Raw genomic sequence first — 24372 nt, 5'->3', positions numbered from 1 at the left:
CCCACCACCAGGCATAATGCCCCGATATGCCCAACTTGCCGTCAACACGGCGATATACGGTGCTTGCACACAGTGCACATCTCTTGTGATGCTATGACCGCTTTTGACGGATGAATTGACTGAAGGGGTGGCGTGACCGTGCCGGCCAGTACTGCGCCTCAAGTGCCGCCCCAGCAGGACCCCCAGGTACCACCCCAGCAGGAACCCCGCACCGGGACCCGTCAGGCGCAGCCGCCCGAGGAGCTCCCTGCGGCCCCGAGACCCGCGAGCCGGGGCGCGGACACCCGGGCCCTCACCCAGGTCCTGTTCGGCCAGCTGAAGGACCTCCAGCCGGGCAGCAGCGAGCACGCCCGGGTCCGCGGGGCCCTGATCGAGGCGAACCTCCCGCTGGTCCGGTACGCGGCCGCCCGCTTCCGCAGCCGCAACGAGCCGATGGAGGACGTGGTCCAGGTCGGCACCATCGGGCTGATCAACGCCATCGACCGCTTCGACCCGGACCGCGGAGTGCAGTTCCCGACCTTCGCGATGCCGACGGTCGTGGGCGAGATCAAACGCTACTTCCGCGACAACGTCCGCACCGTCCACGTGCCGCGCCGCCTCCACGAGCTGTGGGTGCAGGTCAACGCCGCCACCGAGGACCTCACCACCCTCCACGGCCGGACGCCGACCACGGCCGAGATCGCCGAACGGCTGCGCATCACCGAGGACGAGGTGCTGTCCTGCATCGAGGCCGGGCGCAGCTACCACGCGACCTCGCTGGAGGCCGCCCAGGAGGGCGACGGCATGCCCGGGCTGCTGGACCGGCTCGGCTACGAGGACCCGGAGCTGGCCGGGGTCGAGCACCGCGATCTCGTCCGCCACCTCCTCGTACAACTGCCCGAACGCGAGCAGCGGATCCTGCTCCTGCGGTACTACAACAATCTGACGCAGTCACAGATCAGTGCGGAGCTCGGCGTCTCCCAGATGCACGTCTCACGGCTGCTCGCCCGGAGCTTCGCCCGACTGCGATCCGCAAACAGGATCGAAGCGTAATCAGAACGGGTGTACAGCAATCACCTGTTTCCCGACAGAACGGGCTGATCACGTTCTGCCCCCTTCTGTCGTCGGAGCTATATGTCGACATGGCGCTACAGCGTGTTGCCGACATGTGACATTCTGCGTGAACCGCGTTTGCCGCGGCCCCGCCTCCGGTATTCAGGTGGAAGCTGCGTTCCTCCGACGGGCGCGCCGCACGCGACCGTCCGCGACCTCAAGGGGGTGGCATGTCCGTAGACCAGGGCAGCTCCAAGGTGCTCACGCTCGTAAAGCCCGTGGCTCCGCCGGCAGTGTCCGAACGCTCGGAAGCCATCGACACCCGCACCCTCTCCCGCTCGCTCTTCCAGCGACTCGCCACCCTGGACGCGGACAGCCCGGAACGGGCGTACGTACGCGACACCCTGATCGAGCTGAACCTGCCCCTCGTGCGGTACGCCGCCGCCCGCTTCCGCAGCCGCAACGAGCCGATGGAGGACATCGTCCAGGTCGGCACCATCGGGCTGATCAAGGCCATCGACCGGTTCGACTGCGAACGCGGCGTGGAATTCCCGACGTTCGCCATGCCGACCGTCGTGGGCGAGATCAAACGATTCTTTAGGGACACCTCCTGGTCCGTGCGCGTCCCGCGCCGGCTCCAGGAACTGCGCCTGGCACTGACCAAGGCCAGCGACGAGCTCGCACAGAAGCTGGACCGCTCGCCCACCGTGCCGGAACTCGCCGCCGTGCTCGGGGTCAGCGAGGAGGACGTCGTCGACGGCCTCGCCGTCGGAAACGCCTACACGGCCTCCTCGCTCGACTCGCCCTCCCCGGAGGACGAAGGTGGCGAAGGCTCGCTCGCGGACCGCCTCGGCTACGAGGACACCGCGCTGGAGGGGGTCGAGTATCGCGAGTCCCTGAAGCCGCTGCTCGCCAAACTCCCGCCCCGGGAACGGCAGATCATCATGCTGCGCTTCTTCGCGAACATGACGCAGTCGCAGATCGGCGAGGAGGTCGGCATCTCCCAGATGCACGTCTCCCGGCTGCTGACGCGCACGCTCGCGCAGCTGCGCGTGGGCCTCATCGGGGACTGAGCCCGCGGGGTCCGCGGGCCCGCGGACCCCGTTGCCTCCGCCGGGACGCCCACGAGGCGATCAGGTGCCGACCGCTTCACAATTGACGATCCGTCAGGAACACTGGCGCGATGCGAAAGGGATCGCGGGCGGCCACCGCACTGCTCACCCTGTGCTGCACGGCCGTCGGCGGCCTCACCGGCTGCGGCGGCCCGGCGCGCGAGGGCTTCTCCGCCGTGGGCGCCGCCGCCCCGGGCCCCGAACGGGGCGCGGGGGAGAACGTCGCCCCGCAGGACGGCGTGGATTTCCACCAGCTCGGCGATCCGCCCGCGGCGGGCGGATCCGCCTCGCCGCGCCGTACGCAGGCCGGCCCCGCCGGATCGGGTACCGCGGGCAGCCCCATGACGGGTGGGGCGACGGCCACCGCGCCCAGCGGCTCCGTCGGCGCTCCCGACACCACCGCCGGAGGCCGCACCCCTGGTACAGCCGGGGGGCCGGCCACACCAGGAGGGCCCGCCACACCCGGCGGCCCGGCCACACCGGCGAACCCCGCCGACCCCACCGCCCCGACGGGCCCCACCGGGCCTCCGAGCCCGCCCGGTACGACGCCTCCGGCGCCGCCCGCCACCCCGGCCCGGCTGGCGCTGTCCGCGCCGACCCGGTCCGCCACGGCCGACCGCCGGTGCGAGCGGGTCACCGTGACCTTCACCAACACCGGCACCACCGCCGCCCGTTCGGGCACGGTCAGCTTCGCGACGCACGTCATCGGCGCCCTCGGCATCGACTGGGCCACGATCACCACGACCCAGGCACTACCCGCGCCCATCGCGGGCGGGGCATCGAAGACGCAGACCTACACGGTGTGCCTGGAGGCCTGGCGGGTGCCGCTGGGCATGCACGTGGACACCCGGAAGGTCACCGCGACCTGGAGCTGAGCCGCCCTGGCACCCGGAGCCCGGCACCTTCGGCGCCCGCTGCCGCTTCGGCCCCCCTCGGCGCGGCCCGCGACCTCACCACGACCCGCGATCCCAGCGCGGGCCAGGGCCTCGGCGCGGGCCAGGGCCTCGGCCCGGGGGGCGACCTCAGCGCATGACGACCCAGGCGACCGCGCCGATCACGAGCACGAGCGCGAGAGCCAGCCCGATCTTCACGGCCTGGCCGGACGACTTGGCCGCCTCCTGCTCGGCGCGACGCTGCTGGCGCGCCCCGGGGCCCGCCTGCCGAGCCGGCGCAGCCTCCTCGACGAAGGCCCGGAACATCTGGGTGCTGCCCGCCGGGTCGTAGTTGCCCTCGGGTGCCTGTGAGTTGTGGTTGTCAGCCATGGAGCAGGACCCTAGCCGGTTTTCCGATTCCTTTACCGCCCCGCCTCCAGATTAATTTGCCTGTAGCAACCATTGGCTTCTATGGTTGCCTCAAGCAACAAGATGGGAGGGTGCTCGATGCCGACGCAGACAACGCAGACGACGCGGACCACTCCGCACGAGGAACTGGCCCGCCGGCTGACCGGGATCGGCGCGGTCAAGCGGGAACTCGCCCGCAATCTGCCCCCGGACTGCCCGCCGGGCGCCGCCGCCGTGCTCACCGTGCTCGACCGGCACGGAGAGATGCGGCTGAGCCGGCTGTCCGACCTGATGGCCGTCGACATCTCGGTCACCAGTCGGCACGTCACCCACATCACCGCCCGCGGCTGGATCGAGCGCGAGCCGGACCCGGGCGACGGACGCTGCCGCATCCTGCGGCTCACCCCGGCCGGACGGGCGCTGCTCGCCGAGATCGGCGCCCGGTACACCGCCGCCCTGGAGAGAGCCCTCCACGACTGGTCCGCCCAGGACATCGACGTACTCAACACCCTGCTGGCCCGACTCCGATCGAGCTTCTAGAGGAAGGAAAGACATGGCCCAGTCGGAGACGACCACCGGCCCCGTGTCCGCATCCGTGGACATGACCCATTCGCAGATCATGAAGGCGCTGTCCGGGCTCATGCTCGGCATGTTCGTGGCGATCCTGTCCTCCACGATCGTTTCCAACGCCCTGCCCCAGATCATCAGCGACCTCGGCGGGACCCAGTCCTCCTACACCTGGGTGGTCACCGCCGCCCTGCTGTCCATGACGGCGGCCACCCCGCTGTGGGGCAAGCTGTCCGACCTCTTCAGCAAGAAGCTGCTGGTCCAGATATCCCTGGTGATCTACGTCCTCGGGTCCGTGGTCGCGGGCATGTCCCAGAACACCGGCACGCTGATCGCCTGCCGCGTGGTCCAGGGCATCGGCGTCGGCGGCCTCTCGGCCCTCGCCCAGATCGTGATGGCCGCGATGATCTCCCCGCGCGAGCGCGGCCGGTACAGCGGTTACCTCGGCGCGGTCTTCGCGGTCGCCACCGTCGGCGGCCCGCTGCTGGGCGGTGTCATCACCGACACGGAGTGGCTGGGCTGGCGCTGGTGCTTCTACGTCGGCGTGCCCTTCGCGATCATCGCGCTGATCGTCCTCCAGAAGACCCTGCGGCTGCCGGTCGTGCGGCGGGATGTCAAGGTCGACTGGCTGGGCGCCTTCCTGATCAGCGGCGCCGTGTCCCTGCTGCTGATCTGGGTCACCCAGGCCGGCGACTCCTACGAGTGGATCTCCTGGCAGACCTGGGCGATGACGGGCGGCTCGGTGGTCCTCGGACTGCTCTTCGTCCTCGTCGAGTCCCGTGCGAGCGACCCGATCATCCCGCTGCGGCTCTTCCGGAACAAGACCATCACCCTCGCCTCGATGGCCTCCCTCTTCGTGGGCATCGCGATGTTCTCGGGGACCGTGTTCTTCAGCCAGTTCTTCCAGCTGGCCCGGGGCGAGTCCCCCACGATGTCCGGAATCCTGACGATTCCGATGATCGGCGGGCTCTTCGTCTCCTCCACCGTTTCCGGTCAGGTGATCACCAAGACCGGCAAGTGGAAGGCCTGGCTCGTCTCGGGCGGTGTGCTGCTGACGGCCGGGCTGGGGCTGCTCGGCACCCTGCGGTACGACACCCCGTACTGGCACATCGCGGTCTACATGGCGGTGACCGGCCTCGGTCTCGGCATGATGATGCAGAACCTGGTCCTCGCCACCCAGAACCAGGTGGCCCCCGAGGACCTGGGCGCGGCCAGCTCGGTGGTCACCTTCTTCCGCTCCCTCGGCGGCGCCATGGGCGTCTCGGCACTCGGCGCGGTCATGGCCCACCGGGTCACCCACTACGTCCAGGAGGGGCTCACCGCCCTCGGCCCGAAGGCCGCGGCCCTGGGCCAGAGCGGCACCTCCGGCGGCGGGATCCCCGACCTCGACAAGCTGCCCGCGCCGATCCGCGAGGTCATCGAGTCCGCGTACGGGCACGGCGTCGGCGACGTCTTCCTCTACGCCGCCCCGTTCGCGCTTCTCGGACTGGTGCTGGTGGTGTTCATCAAGGAGGTCGCCCTGAAGTCGAAGCCCGCGGCGCACACCCCGGCGGCGGCTTCGGACGGTGCCTCGTCCGCCGGTGCGGCCAGGGCCGCCGAGGTCGCGGACGCCACCGTCAAGGCCTGATCCCCCCTGCTCCCCCCCTGCTCCCACCGAGCGCCGCCCCGTCTCCCGGGCGGCGCTCGGTCGTGCGCGGGCTGTGCCCGGGCGCGGCCGGGCACAGTTCGGGCCGGGGCTCGCGCCGAGTCCCGGGCCGGGCTTCCGGCCGGGCTCGTGCTCAGGCCGGGCTCAGGCCGGGCTCGTGCTCAGGCCGGTACGCCGGCCGCGGTGGCCTGGACCTCGATGCCCGTGATCAGGACGTCGAGCGCCAGGCAGAAGTCGCCCTCGGGCGTCCGCCGGACCGCGCCCCCGCAGCCGTGCAGGAACTGCCGGACGGCCAGATGGGCGCCGGTCCGCGCGGCCCCCATCAGCCCGGTGGCGTCCATCAGCCGCTGGAGGGCGGCGTCGAAGGCCCGCGCGTGCGGGCCGATGTTCGGGTAGGCGGCACTGAGCGGAGCCACCCACGGGTGGTCCGCCAGCACCCGCCGGTAGCCCAGGGCCAGGTCCTTCAGCCCGTCCGGCCAGCCTGCCCCGCCGCCCCCCGGCTGCCCCGTCGGCAGGGCCAGCTCGCCCAGGACCCGGTCCAGGGCCAGTTCGAGCAGGTCGTGCTTGGTGTCCACGTACCAGTACAGGGACATCGCGGTGACTCCGAGCCCGGAGGCCAGCCGCCGCATCGAGAACCGGGCGAGTCCGTCGGCGTCGAGCAGCCGCACGGCGGCATGGGTGATCCGGTCCCGGTCGAGCCCGGAGGGTGCTTCGGCGCGGCGTCTCCCGGGCGGGCCGGACCTGGCCACCAGCCACACACTGGATCGGGTCTCTCCCGGATCGGCCGCGGTCACCATGCAGGCACCCTCCTCGGGACGGCTGGACCGGCCCCGGAATGCCCGGTCCGCCCTCTTGATGCTAGGGGGTGGGCCGCCGATCGGGCCGGAACGGGGAGCGGTGTCCGATGCCACGGGATCTCCCCCGACCCTCAGAGGCCCCCGCCGGCCAGGGCCGGATGACAGGCGGAGGCCGTGTACACAGCCGCGGATGACGCTTGGTCAGGACACCGGTGCGGTCAGGTCGTAGAAGGTGGCACCTCCGACCGTGGACTCCTTGAACGTGGCCTTGACCCAGTTCTCGATCTCCGTGCTGGTGCCACCGCCGGGGCCTCCCGGGCCGCCGCCTCGGCGTCCGCCGTCCTCGCCGGCGCCTGCGGCGCCACTGCTCTGGCCGATGAACCAGTGGATCCTGCCGTCCCGCACGTACTCCTTGAACTGCTCCAGGGTCGGCGAGGGGTCGCTGCCGTTGAAGCCTCCGACCGGCATGACGGGCACGCCCGAAGCCAGCTGGTAACTGGCCGCGTTCTGCGAACCGATGGCCGCCGCCGCCCAGGTGTAGTCCTCGGCGTCGGCCGTGAGGGCCTCCTTGGCCTCGGCACTGACCTGGGCGCCGTTGAGCAGGCCACCTGCGCCGCCCGGGCCTCGGCCGCCCTGCATCCCGCCGGGGAAGCCTCCCGGCCGCCCTGCTCCGCGACCGCCCGCTCCGGGCGTACCGTCCTGCCCCGGCCCCGGCCCCGGCCCCTGCCCCTGCCCCTGCCCCTGCCCCGGCGGTACGGCGCCCTGCGGCAGCGCGCCACCGGGCTGCTGCCCGCCGCCCGGCCAGGTACCGCCGCCGCGCTGGCCGCCGTCCTGGCCGCCCGGACCGCCCTGCCCCATCCCGCCGGGGGCGCCCGGACCGCCGGGCATCCCGCCGGGGCCGCCCCGGCTTCCCGCCACCGCCGGTCCGGCGGTCACGATGGAGCCGGTGTGGCCGGTGCTCACGGTGGTCATGCAGTACGCGAACGGCCCGGCCAGGGCCGCCGCCACCCCGAGTCCCACGGTGAGCTGGAGCATCCGCCGGCCGGCCCGCCCCGCGAAGGGCAGCGCGACCGCGGCGGCGAGCCCGCCCACCAGCACCGCCCAGCGCAGCCAGGGCAGGTAGTCGGTGGCACGGCCGAGCAGCACGTATGACCAGATCGCCGTCAGTGCGAGCGTGCCGGAGAGGGTGATGGCGGCCGGCGTGCTGCCGCGTTCCTCCCACAGCACGGCGACGCCCATACCGATCAGCGCGGCCACGAAGGGCGCCAGTGCGACGGTGTAGTACTCGTGGAAGATGCCCTGCATGTAGCTGAAGACCAGCGCGGTGATCAGCAGCGAGCCGCCCCAGGCCAGGAAGGCCGCGCGGGCCATCCCGTCCACCGAGTCGGTGGTGCGACGGGCCCGCCAGGTGATCACCAGCCCGGCCACCAGCAGCACCAGGGCAGCCGGCAGCAGCCAGGAGATCTGCCCGCCGATGTTGCCCGAGAAGAGCCGGTCGATGCCGCTCTCTCCCCAGCGTCCACCGCCGCCGGCGCCACCGGGTCCCCCCGCTCCACCGCCGCCGACACTGCCGGTCTCGTTGCCGTTGATCCGTCCGAGGCCGTTGTAGCCGAGCGTCAGCTCAAGGAAGGAGTTGTTCTGCGATCCGCCGATGTAGGGACGGGAGGAGGCGGGCCACAGTTCGACGACGGCGACCCACCAGCCGCCCGCCACCACCATCGCGCCGCCCGCAAGCAGCAGCTGGCCGAGCCTGCGGCGCAGCCCGGTGGGCGCGCAGACCGCGTACAGCACGGCGAGCGGCGGCAGGATGACGAAGGCCTGCAGGGTCTTGGTGAGAAAGGCGAAGCCGACCGCGACCCCGGCCCAGACCAGCCAGCGGGTGTGCGCCCCTTCGAGGGCCCGCAACAGGCAGTACACGGTGACGGTGAGCAGCAGGGTCAGCAACGCGTCGGGATTGTTGAAGCGGAACATCAGCGCGGCGACGGGTGTCAGCGCGAAGGCTGCACCGCTCAACAACGCAGCTCCCGGTCCGAACTGGCGGCGTACGGCGGCGTACAGCACGCCGGTGGTCGCCACGCCCATCAGGGCCTGCGGGGCGAGGATCTGCCAGGATCCCAGCCCGAAGAGGCGGACCGACAGCATCATCGGCCACAGCGCGGCCGGAGGCTTGTCGACGGTGATGGAGTTGCCCGCGTCGGAGGAGCCGAAGAAGAAGGCCTTCCAGCTCTCGCTGCCGGCCTGCACCGCTGCCGAGTAGAAGGAGTTCGCGTAGCCGGAGGCGCCCAGGTCCCACAGGAGCAGGACTGCGGTGGCGATCAGCAGGCCGGCGAGGGCGGGCCGTTCCCAGCGGGGCCGGCCGACAGAGGCGCCGGCCACGGCGGCCGGGAAGATCGGGATTGCTGCCGTGGTCATCGGCTCTCCTTGGATATGGACGGGCGGGAATCGGTGCCGCGCCGCTCGGGGAAGACCCATGCGCGCAGGAGCAGGAAGCGCAGCACGGTGGCTGCGAGGTTGGCGGTGATCAGGACGGCGAGCTCGGTGCCGTGCGCGGGATGGGGCGTGGCCGCGGTGAGGGCGGCGAGGGAACCGCTGGTGAGGGCCAGCCCGATACCGAAGACCACCAGGCCCTGGGCCTGGTGGCGTACGGCACGCGCCCGGCCGCGGACCCCGAAGGTCAGCCGGCGGTTGGCCGCCGTGTTGGCCACGGCGGAGAGCAGCAGGGCCGCGCCGTTGGCCAGCTGGGGGCCGGCCCCGCCCCGGAAGGCGGAGTACAGCACCAGGTAGAGCAGGGTGGAGAGGACTCCGACGGTGCAGAAGCCGATGAGCTGGCGGGCCAGCCCGCCGTCCACCCCGGGCACCGCGGTACGGTCGCGCGGATCGTCGCCGAAGGGGCGGGCGAGCCGGTCGAGTGGGAGCGCTCCGACGGCCAGCGCCCGGCCGACGCGCCAGACGCCCTTGAGGTCATCGGTGGCGGTCTTGACGATGTGCACGGTGGAGTCGGGGTCGTCCACCCAGTCCACGGGCACTTCGTGGATCCGCAGGCCGGCCCGCTCGGCGAGCACGAGCAGCTCGGTGTCGAAGAACCAGCCGGTGTCCTCCACGAGCGGCAGCAGTCGCTCGGCGACCTCGCGCCGGATGGCCTTGAAGCCGCACTGGGCGTCGCTGAACCGGGCGGCGAGGGAGGACCGCAGCAGGAGGTTGTAGGCACGGGAGACGAACTCCCGCTTGGCTCCGCGGACGACCCGCGAGGAGCGGGCCAGCCGGGTGCCGATGGCGAGGTCGGAGTGACCGGAGATCAGGGGGGCCACCAGCGGCAGCAGTGCGTTCAGGTCGGTGGAGAGGTCCACGTCCATGTAGGCGAGGACGGGGGCTTCGGAACCGGACCAGACCGTACGCAGGGCCCTGCCCCGGCCCTTCTCCTCCAGACGGGTGCTGCGCACGCCGTCCAGCGCCGCGGCGAGCCGGGCCGCGACCTCGGGGGTGCGGTCGGTGCTCGCGTTGTCGGCGACCGTGATCCGGAAGGGGTAGGGGAAGGTCCGGGTGAGGTGCTCGTGCAGTCGGCGCACGCACGGCCCGAGGTCCTTCTCCTCGTTGAAGACCGGGATCACCACGTCGAGGACGGGCTCGCCGGGCACGGGCGCGAGGGGCGCCCGTGCCGGAAGGGCCCCGGGAGAGGTGTCGGTTGGCATGTTCCGACACTCCCGCGGCCTCCTGTCACCTCAGTGTGCTGAGCCTGTGCCCCGTCTGTGAGTCCGCAGCCGCCGCCCCGATGGACCCGTCGAGCGGTAGGACGACGTCGAAGCAGGTCCGACCCGGTTCGCTCTGCACGTCGACGCTGCCGCCGTGGGCCGTGACGACGGCCTGGACGATGGCCAGTCCGAGGCCCGTGGAACCGGCGGCACGGGAGCGGGAGGCGTCACCACGGGCGAAGCGTTCGAAGACGCGGGGGAGCAGCTCGGGTGCGATGCCGGGCCCGTCGTCCTCGATGCGCAGTCGGACGGCGGATGTTTCACGTGAAACATGGGCGGTGACGGTGGTGCCGGGCGGCGTGTGCGTACGGGCGTTGGCGAGCAGATTGACCAGCACCTGCTGGATGCGGGCCGCGTCGGCGCGTACGGACGCGGGCTCCTCGGGCAGGTTCAGCCGCCAGTGGTGATCGGGCCCGGCGGCCCGGGCATCGCTGACGGCGTCGATGACGAGCGGAGCGAGGTCGGTTTCGGCGTCGGCGGTGGACAGCGGACGCCCGGCGTCAAGCCGGGCCAGCAGGAGCAGGTCCTCGACCAAGCCGGTCATCCGGGTGGCCTCGGACTCGATCCGGCCCAGGGCGTGCCGTGTGTCGGGCCCGGGCTCCTCGCGGCCCCGCCGGGTGAGTTCGGCGTAGCCGCGGATGGAGGCCAGCGGCGTGCGCAGCTCGTGGCTGGCATCGGCGACGAACTGCCGCACCTGCGTCTCACTCTGCTGACGGGCCGTGAGGGCGGACGCGACGTGCCCGAGCATCCGGTTGATGGCGGCACCTACCTGGCCCACCTCGGTGCGGGGGTCGGCCTCGGCGTCCGGGACCCGTTCGTGGAGTGCGGGCTCGCCCTTGTGCAGGGGCAGTTCGGAGACCCGGGTGGCGGTGGCCGCGACCCGGCGCAGCGGGCGCAGGGCGACGCCCACCAGGGCCTGCCCGGCGAGCGAAGCGGCGATCAGTCCGGCCAGGGTGACGCAGACCTCGACCCCGACCAGAGCTCCGACAGTGGCGTTGACCTCGCTGAGCGGGAAGGCCAGGACGACGGTCCGGTCGGGGGAGGCCAGCACCCGGTAGGCGCCCAAGCCCGGCAACTCGGCGCCCACCGCCCGCTCGGGCGACCCCTGCACGGTCTTCTGGGCGGCCGCGGCGAGGGTGGTGCTCTGGGCCTCGGTGAGGGACGGCGGCACCTGGTCGGGAGACCAGCCCTCGCCGCGAGTGTTGCGGGCGCTCCCGAGGACCGCGCCATGGTGATCCAGGCGAACCCCCACGGCGTCCAGCGGGCTGCCGGGGGCCATGACGATGCCCGCGCCGTTCTCCCGGGCCGCCTTGCCGCCGGGTGCCCGGGCGGCCATCCGCATGGACGTCTCCAGCTGCTCGTCGAGCTGGGTGACCAGGTACGAGCGGAGAGCGAGGGTGGTGACGGTTCCGATGGCCGCTCCCACGACGGCGATCAGGGCCACCGCCGCGACGACGAGCCGGGTCCGCAGTGACCAGGGCCGGCGCCCGCCCGGTCGCCGGATCCTGCGCGCTGCCACTACTCGGCCGGCTTGATCAGGTAGCCGGCGCCGCGCCGGGTGTGGATCATCGGAGGCAGGCCGAGGCCGCTCTCCAGCTTGCGGCGCAGGTAGGAGATGTAGAGCTCGACCACGTTGGCCTGACCGCCGAAGTCGTAGGACCAGACCCGGTCCAGGATCTGCGCCTTGCTCAGCACACGCCGCGGGTTGCGCATCAGATAGCGCAGCAGCTCGAACTCGGTGGCCGTCAGGTGGACGTCCTGGCCGCCGCGCACCACCTCGTGGCTGTCCTCGTCGAGGCGCAGGTCGCCGACGGTCAGCACGGAGCCGCCGCGCGCCGCCTGCGCCGCACCCGAACGCCGCACCAGGCCGCGCAGCCGGGCCACGACCTCTTCCAGGCTGAAGGGCTTGGTGACGTAGTCGTCGCCGCCCGCGGTGAGGCCCGCGATGCGGTCCTCCACAGAGTCCTTGGCGGTCAGGAACAGGACGGGAACTTGGGGGATCTCCCGGCGCAGCTGTCCGAGGACGGTGAGACCGTCCATGTCGGGGAGCATGACGTCGAGGACGACCACGTCGGGGCGGAAGTCGCGCGCGGCCCGCAGTGCCCCGGCGCCGTCGCCGGCGCTGCGGACCTCGCAACCTTCGTAGCGCAGGGCCATGGACAGCAGCTCGGAGAGGGAGGCCTCGTCGTCGACGACGAGCACCCGGCAGGGCCCGCCGTCGGGCCGTACCAGAGCCGTGTGGTTGCTGGTGGACGTGGACGCAAGGGAGGTGGTCGTCGCAGTCATACGGACACGCTCCCCGGTGCCTCTGAGAGCGTTCTTGCCCCAACCTGTGAATTTCCTGAGAAAGGGCCCCGCCCGTCGGGGGTGCGGGCGGGTGGTGGGGGCGGGTCAGCCGTCGAGCATGAACAGCCGGGCGCCGTTGTCGTGGCAGACCGCCCGTAGCCAGGGGTCGCCCAGGCCCAGTCGTTCGAGGGCGGCGAGCTGGTGCTCGTACGGGTAGGGGATGTTCGGGAAGTCGGTTCCGAACAGGATCCGGTCGCCGAGGTCCGCGAGCCGTCCGAGGTCCGCGGGCGGGAACCCGCCGAACCGCTCGGAGAAGTCGGTGAAGGCCATGGTGGTGTCAAAGCGCACCGTCGGATGGCGGTCGGCCAGGTCGAGGAAGTCCGCGTACTCGGGCAGGCCCATATGCGCGATGATCAACGGCAGCCGGGGATGGCGGTCCAGCAGCCGGGCGACCGGGGCGGGGCCGGTGTACCTGCCGGGGACGGGACCGGAGCCGCAGTGGATCACGGTGGGGATATCGGCCTCGGCCAGCAGCCCCCAGACCGGGTCGAGCAGGCGGTCGTTCGGGTCGTAGCCGCCGACCTGGAGGTGTGCCTTGAACACCCGGGCACCTGCCTCCACTGCCTGGTGGACGTACGCATCCACCCCCTGCTCCGGGAAGAAGGTGGCGGTGTGCAGGCAGTCGGGTGTGCGGGCCGCGAACGCGGCGGACCAGGCGTTGAGCCAGGCGGCCATCTCCGGCTTGTGCGGGTAGAGCATGGAAGTGAAGGCCCGAACCCCGAAATCCCGCAGGAGCGCGACGCGCTGCTCCTCCTCGAGGCGATAGGTGATGGGCCACTCGACGCCGGTCAGGGGGCCGATGGCATCGAAGTGGTCCCACACCTTCTCCAGGACCCGCTCGGGCATGAAGTGCGTGTGGACGTCGACCAGTCCGGGCAGCCCGAGCCTCTGTCGGAAGACGCGGACCGCGTCAGCCGTTGCGGACACAGCCGTGGCTCCGCTCGACGGTGGCGATGCGCGGGGTGCGGCTCTCCTGCCAGTCGGCGCGGCCCGTGCTCCCGGCCTTCCGGTGCTCCGGCTCCTCTCGCCGGACGGCAAGGGACCCACGGCCCAGGAAGGATGCGGCGGTGCGGGCCGGGCCCTCGGCAGTGCGCGCGGACGCGTGGCCGAGGCAGCCGGGGACGGCCTGGACGATCTCGGTGTGGAGGCCACGGGGAACGGCCATGGCACTGGGCGGTTCGAAGGCTCCCGGGGGCTGGAGGGTCATGCTCACCACCCTCTGCGGAGCGCCCCCGGCGTGTCCACCGGATCGGCCCGGAAGATCCAGGAGATCCGGGACATGGCCGTGGACCGGCCCTCCTGGTTCCCCGGCCAGGACATCAGAACAGCCCGTCCTGCTCCGCGGGCGGGGCTCCTGCGGGTGGGATCTGTACGACCGGAACCGAGGTCGCCGCCCCCTCGCACGGTGCGGCGAGCTCCCAGCCGGCCAACAGCCGGGTGTCGACCACCAAACCGTCCTCGACGTGCAGATCGGGCCCGGCGGCGCCGACCAGCCGCCCCACGACGGCCCCGTCGGCCGTCATCTGCGCGACCACCCGGTCCGGGGACGGGCGCCCCTGCCAGTCGTCCATCCCGAACACCGCTGCATGGTCGGAGACTTCACATCCCAGCCGCTCCAGGGACTCCGGCCACCCGGCCAGGGCCACAGCCCGGCCGTGCAGCTCTGCGACCTCCCGCGCCCGCTCCGGCGCGCCGGGCAGATGAGCCCGTACGGCGCGCTTGCGCGCGTACGGGATCCGGTCGGGCACCCCGAGCGCCGCCCGCAACAGCTCCTCGGTACGCCGGGCCGCCATCAGCGGCCCGCGTCCCAGCCAGGTCCACGACATCGCACCCTGCTCCAGCAGCCGGGCACGGCCGCGCTCCTCGGCGGTGATCCCGACCTTGACCAGGCCGGGGCCGAACCAGGCCAGATAGACCCGGTAGGTCCGCGGATCGGCGGCGTTGGTGTCGGCCGCCACGGAGAACGACCGGTCGAGGCGGGCGCATTCGGGGCACTGCGCACCGCCTCCAGTCCCGGGAACGGTGGCGGAGGCCGGACAGGGCGTCCGCTTCCCGGCCCTCCACACGCCCAGGCAGTGCCGTTCCCCGCGTGCGACGAAGGCCAACAGCTGCCCGTACTCCAGCGCGCTCGCGCGCTCGCCTCTCCCTTGGCCGTACCAGCCGATGACGGGTCCGGACCCCTTCCACCGGATCCCGGTGCACCACCAGGTCACAGCGGGAGCGGCCGCTCGAAGAAGGTGTCCAGGACGACGGTCGCGTGCGTACCGCTGACGCCGTCGATGGCGTAGAGGCGGCGCAGGACGTCCTGCAACTGCTCGGTCGAGGCCGTGCGGACCTTCACCAGCACCGACGCGCTGCCCGCGATGATGTGCGCCTCCTGGATCTCCGGGATCGCGGCGAAGGCTTCCGCGGACTCTCCCATCCAGGCGTTGGCGTCGACCATCACGTAGGCGAGGACCCCGCTGCCGACGGCGGTCGGGTCCACATCGATGGTGGTCCGCCGGATCACCCCGCGCTCGCGCAGTTTGCGTACCCGCTCATGGGTGGCCCCGGCAGAAAGCCCGACGGCCGTGCCGAGGGCCGCGTAGGACTGCCCGGCGTCCTGCTGCAGGCGCAGGACGAGCGCCCGGTCGATGTCGTCCACGCAATCTTCCTCTCTTGGGCCTGACAACCCTTGCGAAGACGGTACCTGTTCCTGCAATCTCACCATCAGGCCGAACAAAATTCTGCAATCTTCTCTCAGGGGGAATCATGTCTGCCATAGCCGACCTCACCTTGTACGAGATTCTGGACGAACGCTTCACGACCGGCCGCTGCACCCACGGCGACGCCCGGCTGGACCGGCTCTACGACGACTGCCGCTGGGCAGAGGGCCCGCTGTACCTGCCGGCCTGGCGGCAACTCGTCTGGAGCGACATCCCCAACGACCGGATGCTGCGCTGGGACGAAGCGACCGGGGCGGTCTCCGTCTTCCGCTCACCCGCCGGCCACTCCAACGGCAACACCCTCGACCGCGAAGGCCGCCTGATCTCGTGCGAACAGGGCAACCGGCGCGTGACCCGCACCGAGCCCGACGGCAGCATCACCGTCATCGCCGACCGCTTCGAAGGCAAACGCCTCAACAGCCCGAACGACGCGGTGGTTCGATCGGACGGCTCCGTCTGGTTCTCAGACCCCGACTTCGGCATCACCACCGACTACGAGGGCCATCGCGCATCCAGCGAGATCGGCGCCTGCAACCTCTACCGAGCCGACCCCTCGACCGGCGAGGTGCGCATCGTCGCCGACGGCTTCCTCGGCCCCAACGGCCTCGTCTTCTCCGCCGACGAGAACGAGCTGTACGCCGCGGACACCAGGGCGGGCCACATCCGCGCTTTCAAGGTCACCGACGACGGCACCCTCACCGACGACCGGGTCTTCACCACCTGCCCCGGCATCGACAACATCCGCTTCGACGACCAGGGCCGGCTCTGGGCGGCCGCGATGGAGAACGGCGTCTACTGCTATGCCGCGGACGGGACCCTGATCGGCCGACTGCGCATCCCCGAGCCCGTCTCGAACATCGCCTTCGGCGGCCCCAAGAACAACCGCCTCTTCATCACCGCCACCACCTCCCTCTACTCGCTGGTGATGTCGGTGACCGGCCTCCCCCGGGTCCTCTGAGGCCGGCCGGGCGGCTACCGGGCGACGAACTGCGTCAGGATCGCCTGCACCTCGTAGATGTCGACACCCTTGGTGAAGGTCTTCTCGATCGGCGTCGAGCTGCCGGATATCCAGATCTTCAGCTCGGCGTCCAGATCGAAGTGGCCGGCCGTCTCCACGGAGAAGTGCGTGATGCTCCGGTACGGGACGGAGTGGTACTCCACCTTCTTGCCCGTGAGCCCCTGCTTGTCCACGAGCACCAGCCGCCGGTCGGTGAACAGGATCGTGTCCCGGATCAGCAGGAAGGCCGCGTGCACCTGCTCCCCCTGCCCCAGCAGCCGCGCGTAGTCCCGCTGCGCCGACACGGGGTCGACGGTGTGCGCATTCCCGAACAGTCCCATGATTGCCCCCGTTTTCCAGCCTCGGACGATCTGCAAGAACCGTACCGACGCTGCCGGGTCACCGGCGTCCCCCGCCAGAGCCATCCTGCCCCTGACATCTTCCGGGGGACCTCCTCCCCAGCAAGGAGGACATCCCGCCCGACATCTCCTGGGCATACGCCAGAGGCCCCGGACTTTCGTCCGGGGCCTCTGGTCTGCTGTGCACTCGGCAGGATTCGAACCTGCAACCTTCTGATCCGTAGTCAGATGCTCTATCCGTTAAGCTACGAGTGCTTGGGCTTCCCGGGGTTTTTCGCCCCGTTGGCCTTGCGAGAACAACAATACATGGACCTCGCCGGGACGCGAAATCCATTACCCAAACCACTCCTGACCTGGGAAAACACTCCCACCGAAGATCATCCGCACGGGTCGGCGCAAGGAGCGGTCAAGGGTGCGGCGCGCCGGAAGAGCGCACGGCAGCGCACAGAAACGCCCCGGTCGGCGCGAAGGTCGCGGAACGCATCGAAGCCCCGGTCCTGACGGACCGGGGCTTCGATGAACTGCGGAGGCGGAGGGATTTGAACCCTCGATGGGTGGTAAGACCCAAACCGCATTAGCAGTGCGGCGCCATAGACCGGACTAGGCGACGCCTCCAGCACACCCTCGCGTACGAAGGTGCGTGCAGATGATGACACAGGCGCGGGGCCCCTCACCAATCCGCTCCCACGGTACTAGGCGGGGCGGGCCGAGGGCAAAGCCTTAAAGACCCCGCCGCACGCAACATCGGCGCGCTCACGTCGTTGGTCAGGCGTACGACGTCCGGACGACCTGGAGTGCCCCATGCTGCGTCTCGCCGCCTTCGCCGTCACCTCGGCCCTGGCCACCGCGGCCGCCGGGCCGCTGCCCCCACTGCCCCTGGGACAGCTGCTGGCCCCGCCCGACCGGCTGACCATGACCATGGCCGACACCGGCAACCGCCAGCTGGACCGCGAGTACACGCTCGAATGCGGCCCCGTCGGCGGCGACCACCCGGAGGCCGAGGGCGCCTGCGCCCGACTGGACCAGTTCGCCAGGGAGGGGCGCAACCCCTTCGCCCCCGTGTCCCCGGACCAGATCTGCACCAAGCAGTACGGCGGCCCCGCCACCGCACGCGTCACCGGAACATGGAACGGACGCAAGGTGAACGCCACCTTCCGGCGGACGGACGGATGCGAAATCAAGCGCTGGGACGAGTTGGAACCTCTGCTTCCGAGTGGGCGTTCCTGACCTGGGAGGATGCCCGGAAGCGGCGTTGCCGGCCCCACATCGGCCACCCCGCCGCGAGCCTGTGGCCTTAGACTCCTCCCGTGACTTGCCGGTAGTCGTTGGTCAGGGAGGAAGCTCGTCGTGAGCAGCAGGCCATCCCGAGGCGCTGCTCGCCTCGCAGCAATACTCGACGCCCTTCCGGACGCGCTGTTGCTCGTCAACGCCAACGGCACGGTCGTCAACGCCAATTCGATCGCGCTCGAGGTCATGGAGAGCCCCGGCACCGGACTGGTCGGCCGAGGCCTGCTCGACCTCCTGCCCGAGTTCGACTCCAAGCTGATCCCCGGCTCCATGCGTCGGCCCGGCGAGGACACCGGCGGCCGCACCAAGCCCAAGCGGATGATCGCCCGCCGCACCGACGGCTCCGAGTTCCCCGTCGAGGTCACCAGCGCCCACCTTGACGGCCGCGACGCCTACCGCGAGCCGCAACCCGCCTACACCGGTGACGAGCTGCTGATGCTCGTGGTCCGTGACCTCTCCGAGACCGTCGACACCGAGGCCGAGCTGGCCCGGTCCCAGCGGCAGACCGAGATGATCCTGCGCGCCGCCGCCGAGGGCGTCGTGGGCACCGATACCGACGGCCGCGTCGTACTCGTCAACCCGGCGGCCGCCCAGATCCTCGGCTACCGCGCCACCGACCTCGGCAACCGCGAACTGCACGGCCTGGTCCAGCACTCCCGCGCCGACGGCTCGCCCTTCCCGTTCGAGGAGTCCCCGCTCGCCGACACCCTGCGCAGCGGACGCAAGCACCGCGTCCGCGGGCAGGTGCTGTGGAACAAGGCCGGGCAGCCGGTCGCCGTCGACCTGACCACCTCTCCCGTACGGGACGGGGAGCAGCTCGTGGGCGCCGTCATGACCTTCACGGACCGCCGGCCCTACGACGCCCTGGCCGCGCGGCACGCGCAGCTGATCGCCGTCCTCCGGGACTCCCTGCGCGGCCCGCTGGACGAGCTGCGCGGCGAGCTGGCGACCCTGGCCGCCGACGACGCCGGACAGCTCTGGCCGGAGGCCAACCAGCTCCTGCACCACCTGGCCGCCGGGTACTCCCGGATGACCACCCTGGTGGACAACGTGCTCGGCTTCCAACGCCTGGACGCCGGCCGCGACAAGCTCTCGAAGAAGAAGGTCCTCATCAACGGCGTGGTCACGGCCGGCGTCGACGGTGCCGTCGAGCTGATCGGCCCCGGTCGGGCCCAGTTCGCCGTCCACGCGCCCACCATCGAGGCCGAGGTGGACGCGGAGCGGATCTCGACCGCCCTCGCGCACCTGGTCGCGGACGTCGCCGGCGTGGACGCCACCGGCAAGACCCGTCAGGGCAGCGGATACAGCGATTCGACGATCGTGGTGGCCGCCGCGCAGCGCGGCGACGTCGTACGGATCGAGGTGCGCGGTCCCTACGAGGGCGGCGACCCGGTCCACGAGCCGATCGTCAGGGGCATCGTGGCCGCGCACGGCGGTGTGCTGCAGACGGTGGAGGTGCCGGGCGCACCCGGCGGTGCCTACGTCCTGGAACTCCCGCTCGGCGCGGGGGCCGGGACGGTGACCCTGCCCGAGCCGCCGGAGGAGCCCGCGGAGGGCGCCGGGCCGGACGGCTCCGGAACGGCCGGGGGCGCCGCCCCCGGGAAGGTCTCCGGCGGCCGGCGGGGCCGGCGCGGAGTGGACGCCTTCCTGGAGGACGAGGCCCCGGGCCGCGGGGCCGCGCAGGACGGGGCGGGCGGAGGCGCTCTCGCGCTGCCCTCGGGCCGGCGGCGAGCGGCCGAGGCCACGCCGCAGCCGGGTCCCGAGCTGGCGCAGTCCCCGGTGAATCCCGCGGGCCTCGGTACCGGACGCAGGCGCGGCCGGGCCGGTGACGACAGTGGCGAGAGCGGCGCTCCCGAGGGCCAGAGCGGCCCCGGTCGGCCCGTGGCACCGCAGGGCAACGCCATGCCGGCGCTACCGCCCGTGCCCGCAGTACCTCCGGTTCCGGTGACCGAGCACCCGGCCGGCCGGCGGCGTGCGCTGGGGCAGGCCGGTCCGGCCCAGCCCGGCGGTCCCGTCCCGGCGACGGGGCTCGGCCCGACGCCCGCTCCGGCTCGGCCCATCGCCCCCGAGGGCGGCTTCGCGCTGCCCGCCGGCCCGGCCCCGGTGCCCCCCGCCGCACCTGCTCCCGCAGACTCCGGCCCGGCAGCCGCCAGCCCGGCTGCCACTGCCTCCGAGGGCGAAGGTGGGTCCGATGCCGCGGCGCCGGCGGGGCGGCGTGGCCGCAGGGCCCTGGGAGCCCCCGGTACCGAGCCCGAGGCCCCGGCCGCCGCAGCGTCCGACGTGCCTGCCGAGAACCCGACCGGGCGTCGGCGCGCGCTGTCCGGTGCCCCCGCGTGGCCGGTTCCGGGCCGTACCGCTGCCGAGGAGGACGGGGCCTCCGGCCAGGTCGCGGTCCCCGGAGCACGCCGGCCGCAGGACGCCCCGGTGCAGGGGCAGTCCGCGCAGCCGATCAGCGTGCGGGCTCTGGGCACGCTCGGCCAGGGCATCGCCGTCGATCCCGCCGGAGCGGCCCCTGCCGCGGGTTCCGGCTCCGGCCGCCGTCGTCGGCTCGCCGAGCCCAGCCCGCAGGGGCGGGCCTTCGCCATAGGTGCCCCGGAGGCGGGTTCCGACGAGGGCCCCGAGCCGCTGGACGGCCCGGGCGGTGCGGTCGAGGTGGTCAACCGGCCCGTACCGCAGCCCGTGGACGACGAACTGCCGCCTGAGCCACTGGACAACCCGCGCCGGCTCCTGGTGTGGCCGGCGCCCGACGTGCAGACGCAGCAGGCGCTCAGCGACCGCGGCTACCGGCCGGTGGTCGTGCACTCCCGCGAGGAGGTGGACGCGCAGATCGCCGCCTTCCCGGCCGCACTGTTCGTCGACCCGCTGACCGGGCCGATCACCCGGACCGCTCTGCAGTCGCTGCGGCAGGCTGCGGTGGCCGCCGAGGTGCCCGTACTGGTCACGGCCGGGCTGGGGCAGGCCACGCGGGAAGCCGCGTACGGCGCCGATCCGGCCGTGCTGCTCAAGGCACTGGCGCCGCGCGACAGCGAACAGCACCCTTCCCGCGTGCTGCTGATCGAGGAGCGGGACGAGATCGCGACCGCGCTCACGGCTGCCCTGGAGCGGCGCGGCATGCAGGTCGCCCGGGCGGGCGCGGACACCGACGCCGTGGAACTGGCGACGCGGATGCGGCCCAACCTGGTGGTCATGGACCTGATGCAGGTGCGCCGTCGGCGGGCCGGGATCGTGGACTGGCTACGGGCCAACGGGCAGCTGAACCGCACCCCACTGGTCGTCTACACGGCGACCGGCATCGAGCCGGCCGAACTTCCCCGGCTGGCCTCGGGCGAGAGCGTGCTCTTCCTCGCCGAGCGGGCCACCACGGCAGACGTGCAGGGCCGCATCGTGGACCTGCTGGCCAAGATCGGCACCAACTAGCGATCCTGGCCCGATGGCCATCATCCACACGACCGAGCACACCGTCCCCGCCGACAACGGGGAGGTGAACCTTCTCATCGCACGACAGGTCGAGCCCGGGCACGAGGAGGCGTTCGAGGCCTGGGCGCACGGGATCTTGGAGACGGCAGCCGGTTTCCCGGACCATCTGGGCTACGGGCTCTTCCGCCCGGCGACCGAGGGCGGGCCGTGGTTCCTGGTCCACCGCTTCCGCAACCAGGCCGCCTTCCAGCGCTGGCAGGACTCCGCGGAACGGGCCCAGTGGTTCTCCAACTGCCTGGGCCACCACCATACGGAGATAGCCCGGCGGGAACTGCACGGAATGGAGACGTGGTTCGCCAAGCCGGGCACGACCCGGCCCGCGCCGCCGCGGTGGAAGATGGCCATCAGCTCGGGGCTGGCCATCTTCCCCCTCTCGCTCGCGGGCAACGCGCTGCTCGGGCCGTACCTGGTGGATCTGCACGTCGTGCTGCGCACGGCCGCCTTCGCGGTCGTCTTCAGCACCCTGATGACCTACCTGGCCATGCCCGCAGTCAGCAGGCTGCTGCGGCCATGGCTCACACGCTGAACCCCGTCGGGGCCACCCCCCTCAGGCGATCTTGGTGACCTCCAGTGCGCCGTCCGCGTACTGCTGGCGGATCACCTTCTTGTCGAACTTGCCGACGCTCGTCTTCGGCACGGCGTCGACGGTGCTCCAGCGCTCCGGCAGCTGCCACTTGGCGATCGACTGCGAGAGGAACTCGCGCAGTCCCGTGTAGTCCACGGTCGCGCCGTCCTTGAGGACGACGGTGGCCAGCGGCCGCTCACCCCACTTCTCGTCGGGGACGGCGACCACCGCGGCCTCGGCGACCTCGGGGTGCGCCATGAGGGCGTTCTCCAACGAAACGCTCGATATCCACTCTCCGCCGGACTTGATCACGTCCTTGGCGCGGTCGGTGAGGGTGAGGTAGCCGTCCGGGCTGATGACTCCGACGTCCCCGGTCTTGAGCCACCCGTCGGCGCTGAACTTGTCCTCGGGCTGGAAGGGTTCGCCGGCGGCACCGCCGTAGTAGGCGTTCGCTATCCAGTTGCCGCGTACTTCGAGCTCGCCGGCCGACGCGCCGTCCCAGGGCAGCAGGTCGCCGCCGGGACCGACCAGCCGGGCTTCGACACCTGCCGGGAAGCGGCCCTGGGTGATCCGGTAGGGCCACTCCTCCTCTGCGCTCAGGCCGGCCGGCGGGTGCGCCATCGTGCCCAGCGGGGAGGTCTCCGTCATGCCCCAGGCGTGGCAGACGCGGACCCCGAGCTTGTCGTAGGCCTCCATCAGGGAGGGCGGGCAGGCCGCTCCGCCGATGGTGACCTGCTTCATCGAGCTCAGGTCACGGGGATGGGCGATGACCTCCGCCAGCAGCCCCTGCCAGATGGTGGGGACGGCCGCGGCGTGCGAGGGCTTCTCCCGCTCGATCATCTCGGCGAGCGGGCCGGGCTGCAGGAAGCGGTCCGGCATCAGCATGTTGATGCCGGTCATGAAGGTGGCGTGCGGCAGGCCCCAGGCGTTCACGTGGAACTGCGGAACCACCACGAGGGTGGTGTCCTTGTCGGTCAGCCCCATGGACTCGGCCATGTTCACCTGCATGGAGTGCAGGTAGAGGGAGCGGTGGGAGTAGACGACGCCCTTCGGGTCCCCGGTCGTGCCGGAGGTGTAGCACATGGCGGCCGCCTGGCGCTCGTCCAGCTCCGGCCAGTCGTAGCTGTCGGAGCGGCCCTCGATGAGCTCCTCGTACTCGTGGACACGCACGTTCAGGCCGTCGAGCACCGAGCGGTCGCCGATGCCGGTCACGACGACGTGTTCGATGGTCGGCAGATGCGGCAGCAGCGGTGCCAGGAGCGGCAGCAGCGTGCCGTTGACCAGGACGACCCGGTCGGCGGCGTGGTTGACGATGAAGACCAACTGTTCCGCGGGAAGCCGCAGGTTCAGCGTGTGCAGGACCGCACCCATGGAAGGGATCGCGAAGTACGCCTCCACATGCTCGGCGTTGTTCCACATGAGGGTGGCGACACGGTCGTCCTGCTGCACCCCGAGCTCGTCGCGCAGGGCGCCGGCGAGGCGGGTGGCGCGGAGGCCGATCTCGGCGAAGCTGCGGCGGTGCGGCTCTGCCTCCCCGGTCCAGGTCGTGACCTGGGACTTCCCGTGGATCGTCATCCCGTGACGGAGTATGCGGGTGACGAGGAGCGGTACGTCCTGCATGGTGCTGAGCAAAGCGTCCTCCCGGTGAGCGCTGCGGCGCTGCGGCGGCTACGGATGCTGCCGATTCTGCGCACGTACCGCTCGGTCTGTCACTACCCGGGAGTAGAAACCGCTTCCGGTTTCACGTGAAACATTCTCTGGTTTCACGTGAAACATCGCCCGCCTCAGCGGACCGGGGTGAGTTCCGGATCCTCGCGGAGTTTGCCCAGCGCGCGGGAGACGGCGCTCTTGACCGTGCCGACCGAGACTCCCAGCAGCTCTGCCGTCTGCACCTCGCTCAAGTCCTCGTAGTAGCGCAGGACGACCATGGCCCGCTGCCGGTCGGGAAGCCGGGTCACCGCCCGCCACATCGCGTCGCGCAACGCCTGGGTCTCGGCGGGATCGGAGAAAGAGGTTCCGTCGGCCTCCGGGAGCTCGTCGCATACGAACTCGTCCACCTTGCGCTTGCGCCACTGGGAGGTGCGGGTGTTGACGAGGGTCCGCCGGACGTAGCCGTCCAGGGCACGGTGGTCCTCGATGCGGTCCCAGGCCACGTACGTCTTCGCGAGGGCTGTCTGGAGCAGGTCCTCCGCATCGCACGGGTTGGCGGTGAGGGAGCGCGCGGTGCGCATCAGGACCGTGCCGCGGGTACGGACGTACGCCGAGAACGACGGGTACGGCGTCGGATTCGAGGCGAGCGTGCACACAGGCGGGGTCATGTCTCCACGCTAGGAGCGCCCGCCATTCCTGGAATCGCCCGCAGGTGCCGATGGGGGATCCATCTCAGGTTGTAGGAGTGGGGCCCTCCCCACCCCCTGAAGGTGGAGGGGGCGGGGGCCCGGCCGGGACCGGGGT

22 protein-coding genes and 2 tRNA genes are annotated in these 24372 nt (G+C 71.7%); 9 read left to right on the top strand and 15 right to left on the bottom strand.

The annotated features are described in order from the left end of the window. The first annotated feature begins 162 nt into the window (after positions 1-162). The 3 genes from AW27_RS17495 to AW27_RS17485 all read left to right on the top strand — a co-directional run bounded on the left by AW27_RS17495 (position 163) and on the right by AW27_RS17485 (position 3019). Positions 163-1032 (top strand): RNA polymerase sigma factor SigF, encoded by an 870-nt coding sequence (locus AW27_RS17495; RefSeq protein WP_370466498.1) that lies wholly within the window; start codon positions 163-165, stop codon positions 1030-1032. A gap of 230 nt (positions 1033-1262) precedes the next feature. Beyond that, on the top strand, positions 1263-2105 hold the full coding sequence (locus AW27_RS17490; RefSeq protein ID WP_037920144.1) for an RNA polymerase sigma factor SigF: 843 nt from the start codon (positions 1263-1265) through the stop codon (positions 2103-2105). Between the two features lie 110 nt (positions 2106-2215). Next, on the top strand, positions 2216-3019 hold the full coding sequence (locus AW27_RS17485) for a hypothetical protein (RefSeq protein WP_037920146.1): 804 nt from the start codon (positions 2216-2218) through the stop codon (positions 3017-3019). Positions 3020-3166: 147 nt separating this feature from the next. Here AW27_RS17485 and AW27_RS17480 read toward each other — a convergent pair whose 3' ends face one another. Further along, on the bottom strand, positions 3167-3406 hold the full coding sequence (locus AW27_RS17480; protein WP_037920149.1) for a hypothetical protein: 240 nt from the start codon (positions 3404-3406) through the stop codon (positions 3167-3169). Between the two features lie 117 nt (positions 3407-3523). Here AW27_RS17480 and AW27_RS17475 point away from each other — a divergent pair, with 117 nt between their 5' ends. Both AW27_RS17475 and AW27_RS17470 read left to right on the top strand, forming a co-directional pair. Beyond that, positions 3524-3964: a MarR family winged helix-turn-helix transcriptional regulator gene (locus tag AW27_RS17475; protein WP_052030341.1), complete on the top strand. Its 441-nt coding sequence runs from the start codon at positions 3524-3526 to the stop codon at positions 3962-3964. 61 nt (positions 3965-4025) lie between these two features. Further along, positions 4026-5618, top strand: a complete 1593-nt coding sequence (locus AW27_RS17470; protein ID WP_483316555.1) for an MDR family MFS transporter — start codon at positions 4026-4028, stop codon at positions 5616-5618. Positions 5619-5797: 179 nt separating this feature from the next. On the opposite strand, the gene AW27_RS17465 is transcribed toward AW27_RS17470, so the two are convergent. The 9 genes from AW27_RS17465 to AW27_RS17425 form a co-directional block, all read right to left on the bottom strand. After that, a complete protein-coding gene (locus tag AW27_RS17465; protein ID WP_037920153.1) occupies positions 5798-6433 on the bottom strand; it encodes a TetR/AcrR family transcriptional regulator in 636 nt (211 codons plus the stop codon). A gap of 201 nt (positions 6434-6634) precedes the next feature. Beyond that, entirely contained in the window at positions 6635-8845 is a 2211-nt protein-coding gene (locus AW27_RS17460; RefSeq protein WP_037920155.1) for an ArnT family glycosyltransferase, read from the bottom strand. Continuing rightward, the gene (locus tag AW27_RS17455; RefSeq protein ID WP_037920157.1) at positions 8842-10122 is read right to left on the bottom strand and encodes a bifunctional glycosyltransferase family 2/GtrA family protein; all 1281 of its coding nucleotides are present in this window, start codon (positions 10120-10122) and stop codon (positions 8842-8844) included. Before AW27_RS17455 ends, AW27_RS17460 begins: the two co-directional genes overlap by 4 nt. 25 nt (positions 10123-10147) lie before the next feature. Beyond that, positions 10148-11701 (bottom strand): sensor histidine kinase, encoded by a 1554-nt coding sequence (locus AW27_RS17450; RefSeq protein ID WP_037920159.1) that lies wholly within the window; start codon positions 11699-11701, stop codon positions 10148-10150. Further along, complete coding sequence (locus AW27_RS17445) at positions 11701-12468, bottom strand: response regulator transcription factor (protein WP_037920160.1); 768 nt, start codon at positions 12466-12468, stop codon at positions 11701-11703. Before AW27_RS17445 ends, AW27_RS17450 begins: the two co-directional genes overlap by 1 nt. A gap of 105 nt (positions 12469-12573) precedes the next feature. Next, positions 12574-13455, bottom strand: coding sequence for an amidohydrolase family protein (locus AW27_RS17440; RefSeq protein ID WP_037920161.1), 882 nt, complete (start codon positions 13453-13455; stop codon positions 12574-12576). Next, positions 13439-13735 (bottom strand): hypothetical protein, encoded by a 297-nt coding sequence (locus tag AW27_RS17435; RefSeq protein ID WP_037920162.1) that lies wholly within the window; start codon positions 13733-13735, stop codon positions 13439-13441. The genes AW27_RS17440 and AW27_RS17435 overlap by 17 nt, the downstream gene beginning before the upstream one ends. Before the next feature lie 112 nt (positions 13736-13847). After that, positions 13848-14741 carry a DUF2797 domain-containing protein gene (locus tag AW27_RS17430; RefSeq protein WP_037920163.1) on the bottom strand — a complete coding sequence of 298 codons (894 nt, stop codon included), beginning with the start codon at positions 14739-14741 and terminating at the stop codon, positions 13848-13850. Next, the gene (locus tag AW27_RS17425; RefSeq protein WP_037920164.1) at positions 14738-15172 is read right to left on the bottom strand and encodes an Lrp/AsnC family transcriptional regulator; all 435 of its coding nucleotides are present in this window, start codon (positions 15170-15172) and stop codon (positions 14738-14740) included. The genes AW27_RS17430 and AW27_RS17425 overlap by 4 nt, the downstream gene beginning before the upstream one ends. A 107-nt stretch (positions 15173-15279) precedes the next feature. On the opposite strand from AW27_RS17425, the gene AW27_RS17420 reads away from it, so the two are divergent. Then, on the top strand, positions 15280-16191 hold the full coding sequence (locus tag AW27_RS17420; RefSeq protein ID WP_037920165.1) for an SMP-30/gluconolactonase/LRE family protein: 912 nt from the start codon (positions 15280-15282) through the stop codon (positions 16189-16191). Between the two features lie 14 nt (positions 16192-16205). On the opposite strand, the gene AW27_RS17415 is transcribed toward AW27_RS17420, so the two are convergent. The 3 genes from AW27_RS17415 to AW27_RS17405 all read right to left on the bottom strand — a co-directional run bounded on the left by AW27_RS17415 (position 16206) and on the right by AW27_RS17405 (position 17204). Continuing rightward, a complete protein-coding gene (locus AW27_RS17415; RefSeq protein WP_030839590.1) occupies positions 16206-16571 on the bottom strand; it encodes a PH domain-containing protein in 366 nt (121 codons plus the stop codon). A 200-nt stretch (positions 16572-16771) separates the two neighbouring features. Beyond that, a tRNA-Arg gene (locus AW27_RS17410) sits at positions 16772-16844 on the bottom strand. A 269-nt stretch (positions 16845-17113) separates the two neighbouring features. Continuing rightward, positions 17114-17204, bottom strand: a tRNA-Ser gene (locus AW27_RS17405). Positions 17205-17390: 186 nt separating this feature from the next. Here AW27_RS17405 and AW27_RS17400 point away from each other — a divergent pair. The 3 genes from AW27_RS17400 to AW27_RS17390 all read left to right on the top strand — a co-directional run bounded on the left by AW27_RS17400 (position 17391) and on the right by AW27_RS17390 (position 21879). Further along, positions 17391-17816 carry an SSI family serine proteinase inhibitor gene (locus AW27_RS17400; RefSeq protein ID WP_037920168.1) on the top strand — a complete coding sequence of 142 codons (426 nt, stop codon included), beginning with the start codon at positions 17391-17393 and terminating at the stop codon, positions 17814-17816. Positions 17817-17936: 120 nt separating this feature from the next. Further along, on the top strand, positions 17937-21293 hold the full coding sequence (locus tag AW27_RS17395; RefSeq protein WP_037920170.1) for a response regulator: 3357 nt from the start codon (positions 17937-17939) through the stop codon (positions 21291-21293). Between the two features lie 13 nt (positions 21294-21306). Next, positions 21307-21879, top strand: a complete 573-nt coding sequence (locus tag AW27_RS17390) for an antibiotic biosynthesis monooxygenase (RefSeq protein WP_052030342.1) — start codon at positions 21307-21309, stop codon at positions 21877-21879. Positions 21880-21900: 21 nt separating this feature from the next. On the opposite strand, the gene AW27_RS17385 is transcribed toward AW27_RS17390, so the two are convergent. After that, positions 21901-23550, bottom strand: a complete 1650-nt coding sequence (locus AW27_RS17385) for a long-chain fatty acid--CoA ligase (RefSeq protein ID WP_037920172.1) — start codon at positions 23548-23550, stop codon at positions 21901-21903. A gap of 152 nt (positions 23551-23702) precedes the next feature. Continuing rightward, positions 23703-24236 (bottom strand): SigE family RNA polymerase sigma factor, encoded by a 534-nt coding sequence (locus AW27_RS17380; RefSeq protein ID WP_037920174.1) that lies wholly within the window; start codon positions 24234-24236, stop codon positions 23703-23705. Positions 24237-24372 lie beyond the last annotated feature (136 nt).

The organism is Streptomyces sp. PCS3-D2 (assembly GCF_000612545.2).
GTDB lineage: Bacteria > Actinomycetota > Actinomycetes > Streptomycetales > Streptomycetaceae > Streptomyces.
Note: the sequence above shows the minus strand (reverse complement) of the source record. Positions and strands in the feature narration are given on the sequence as shown.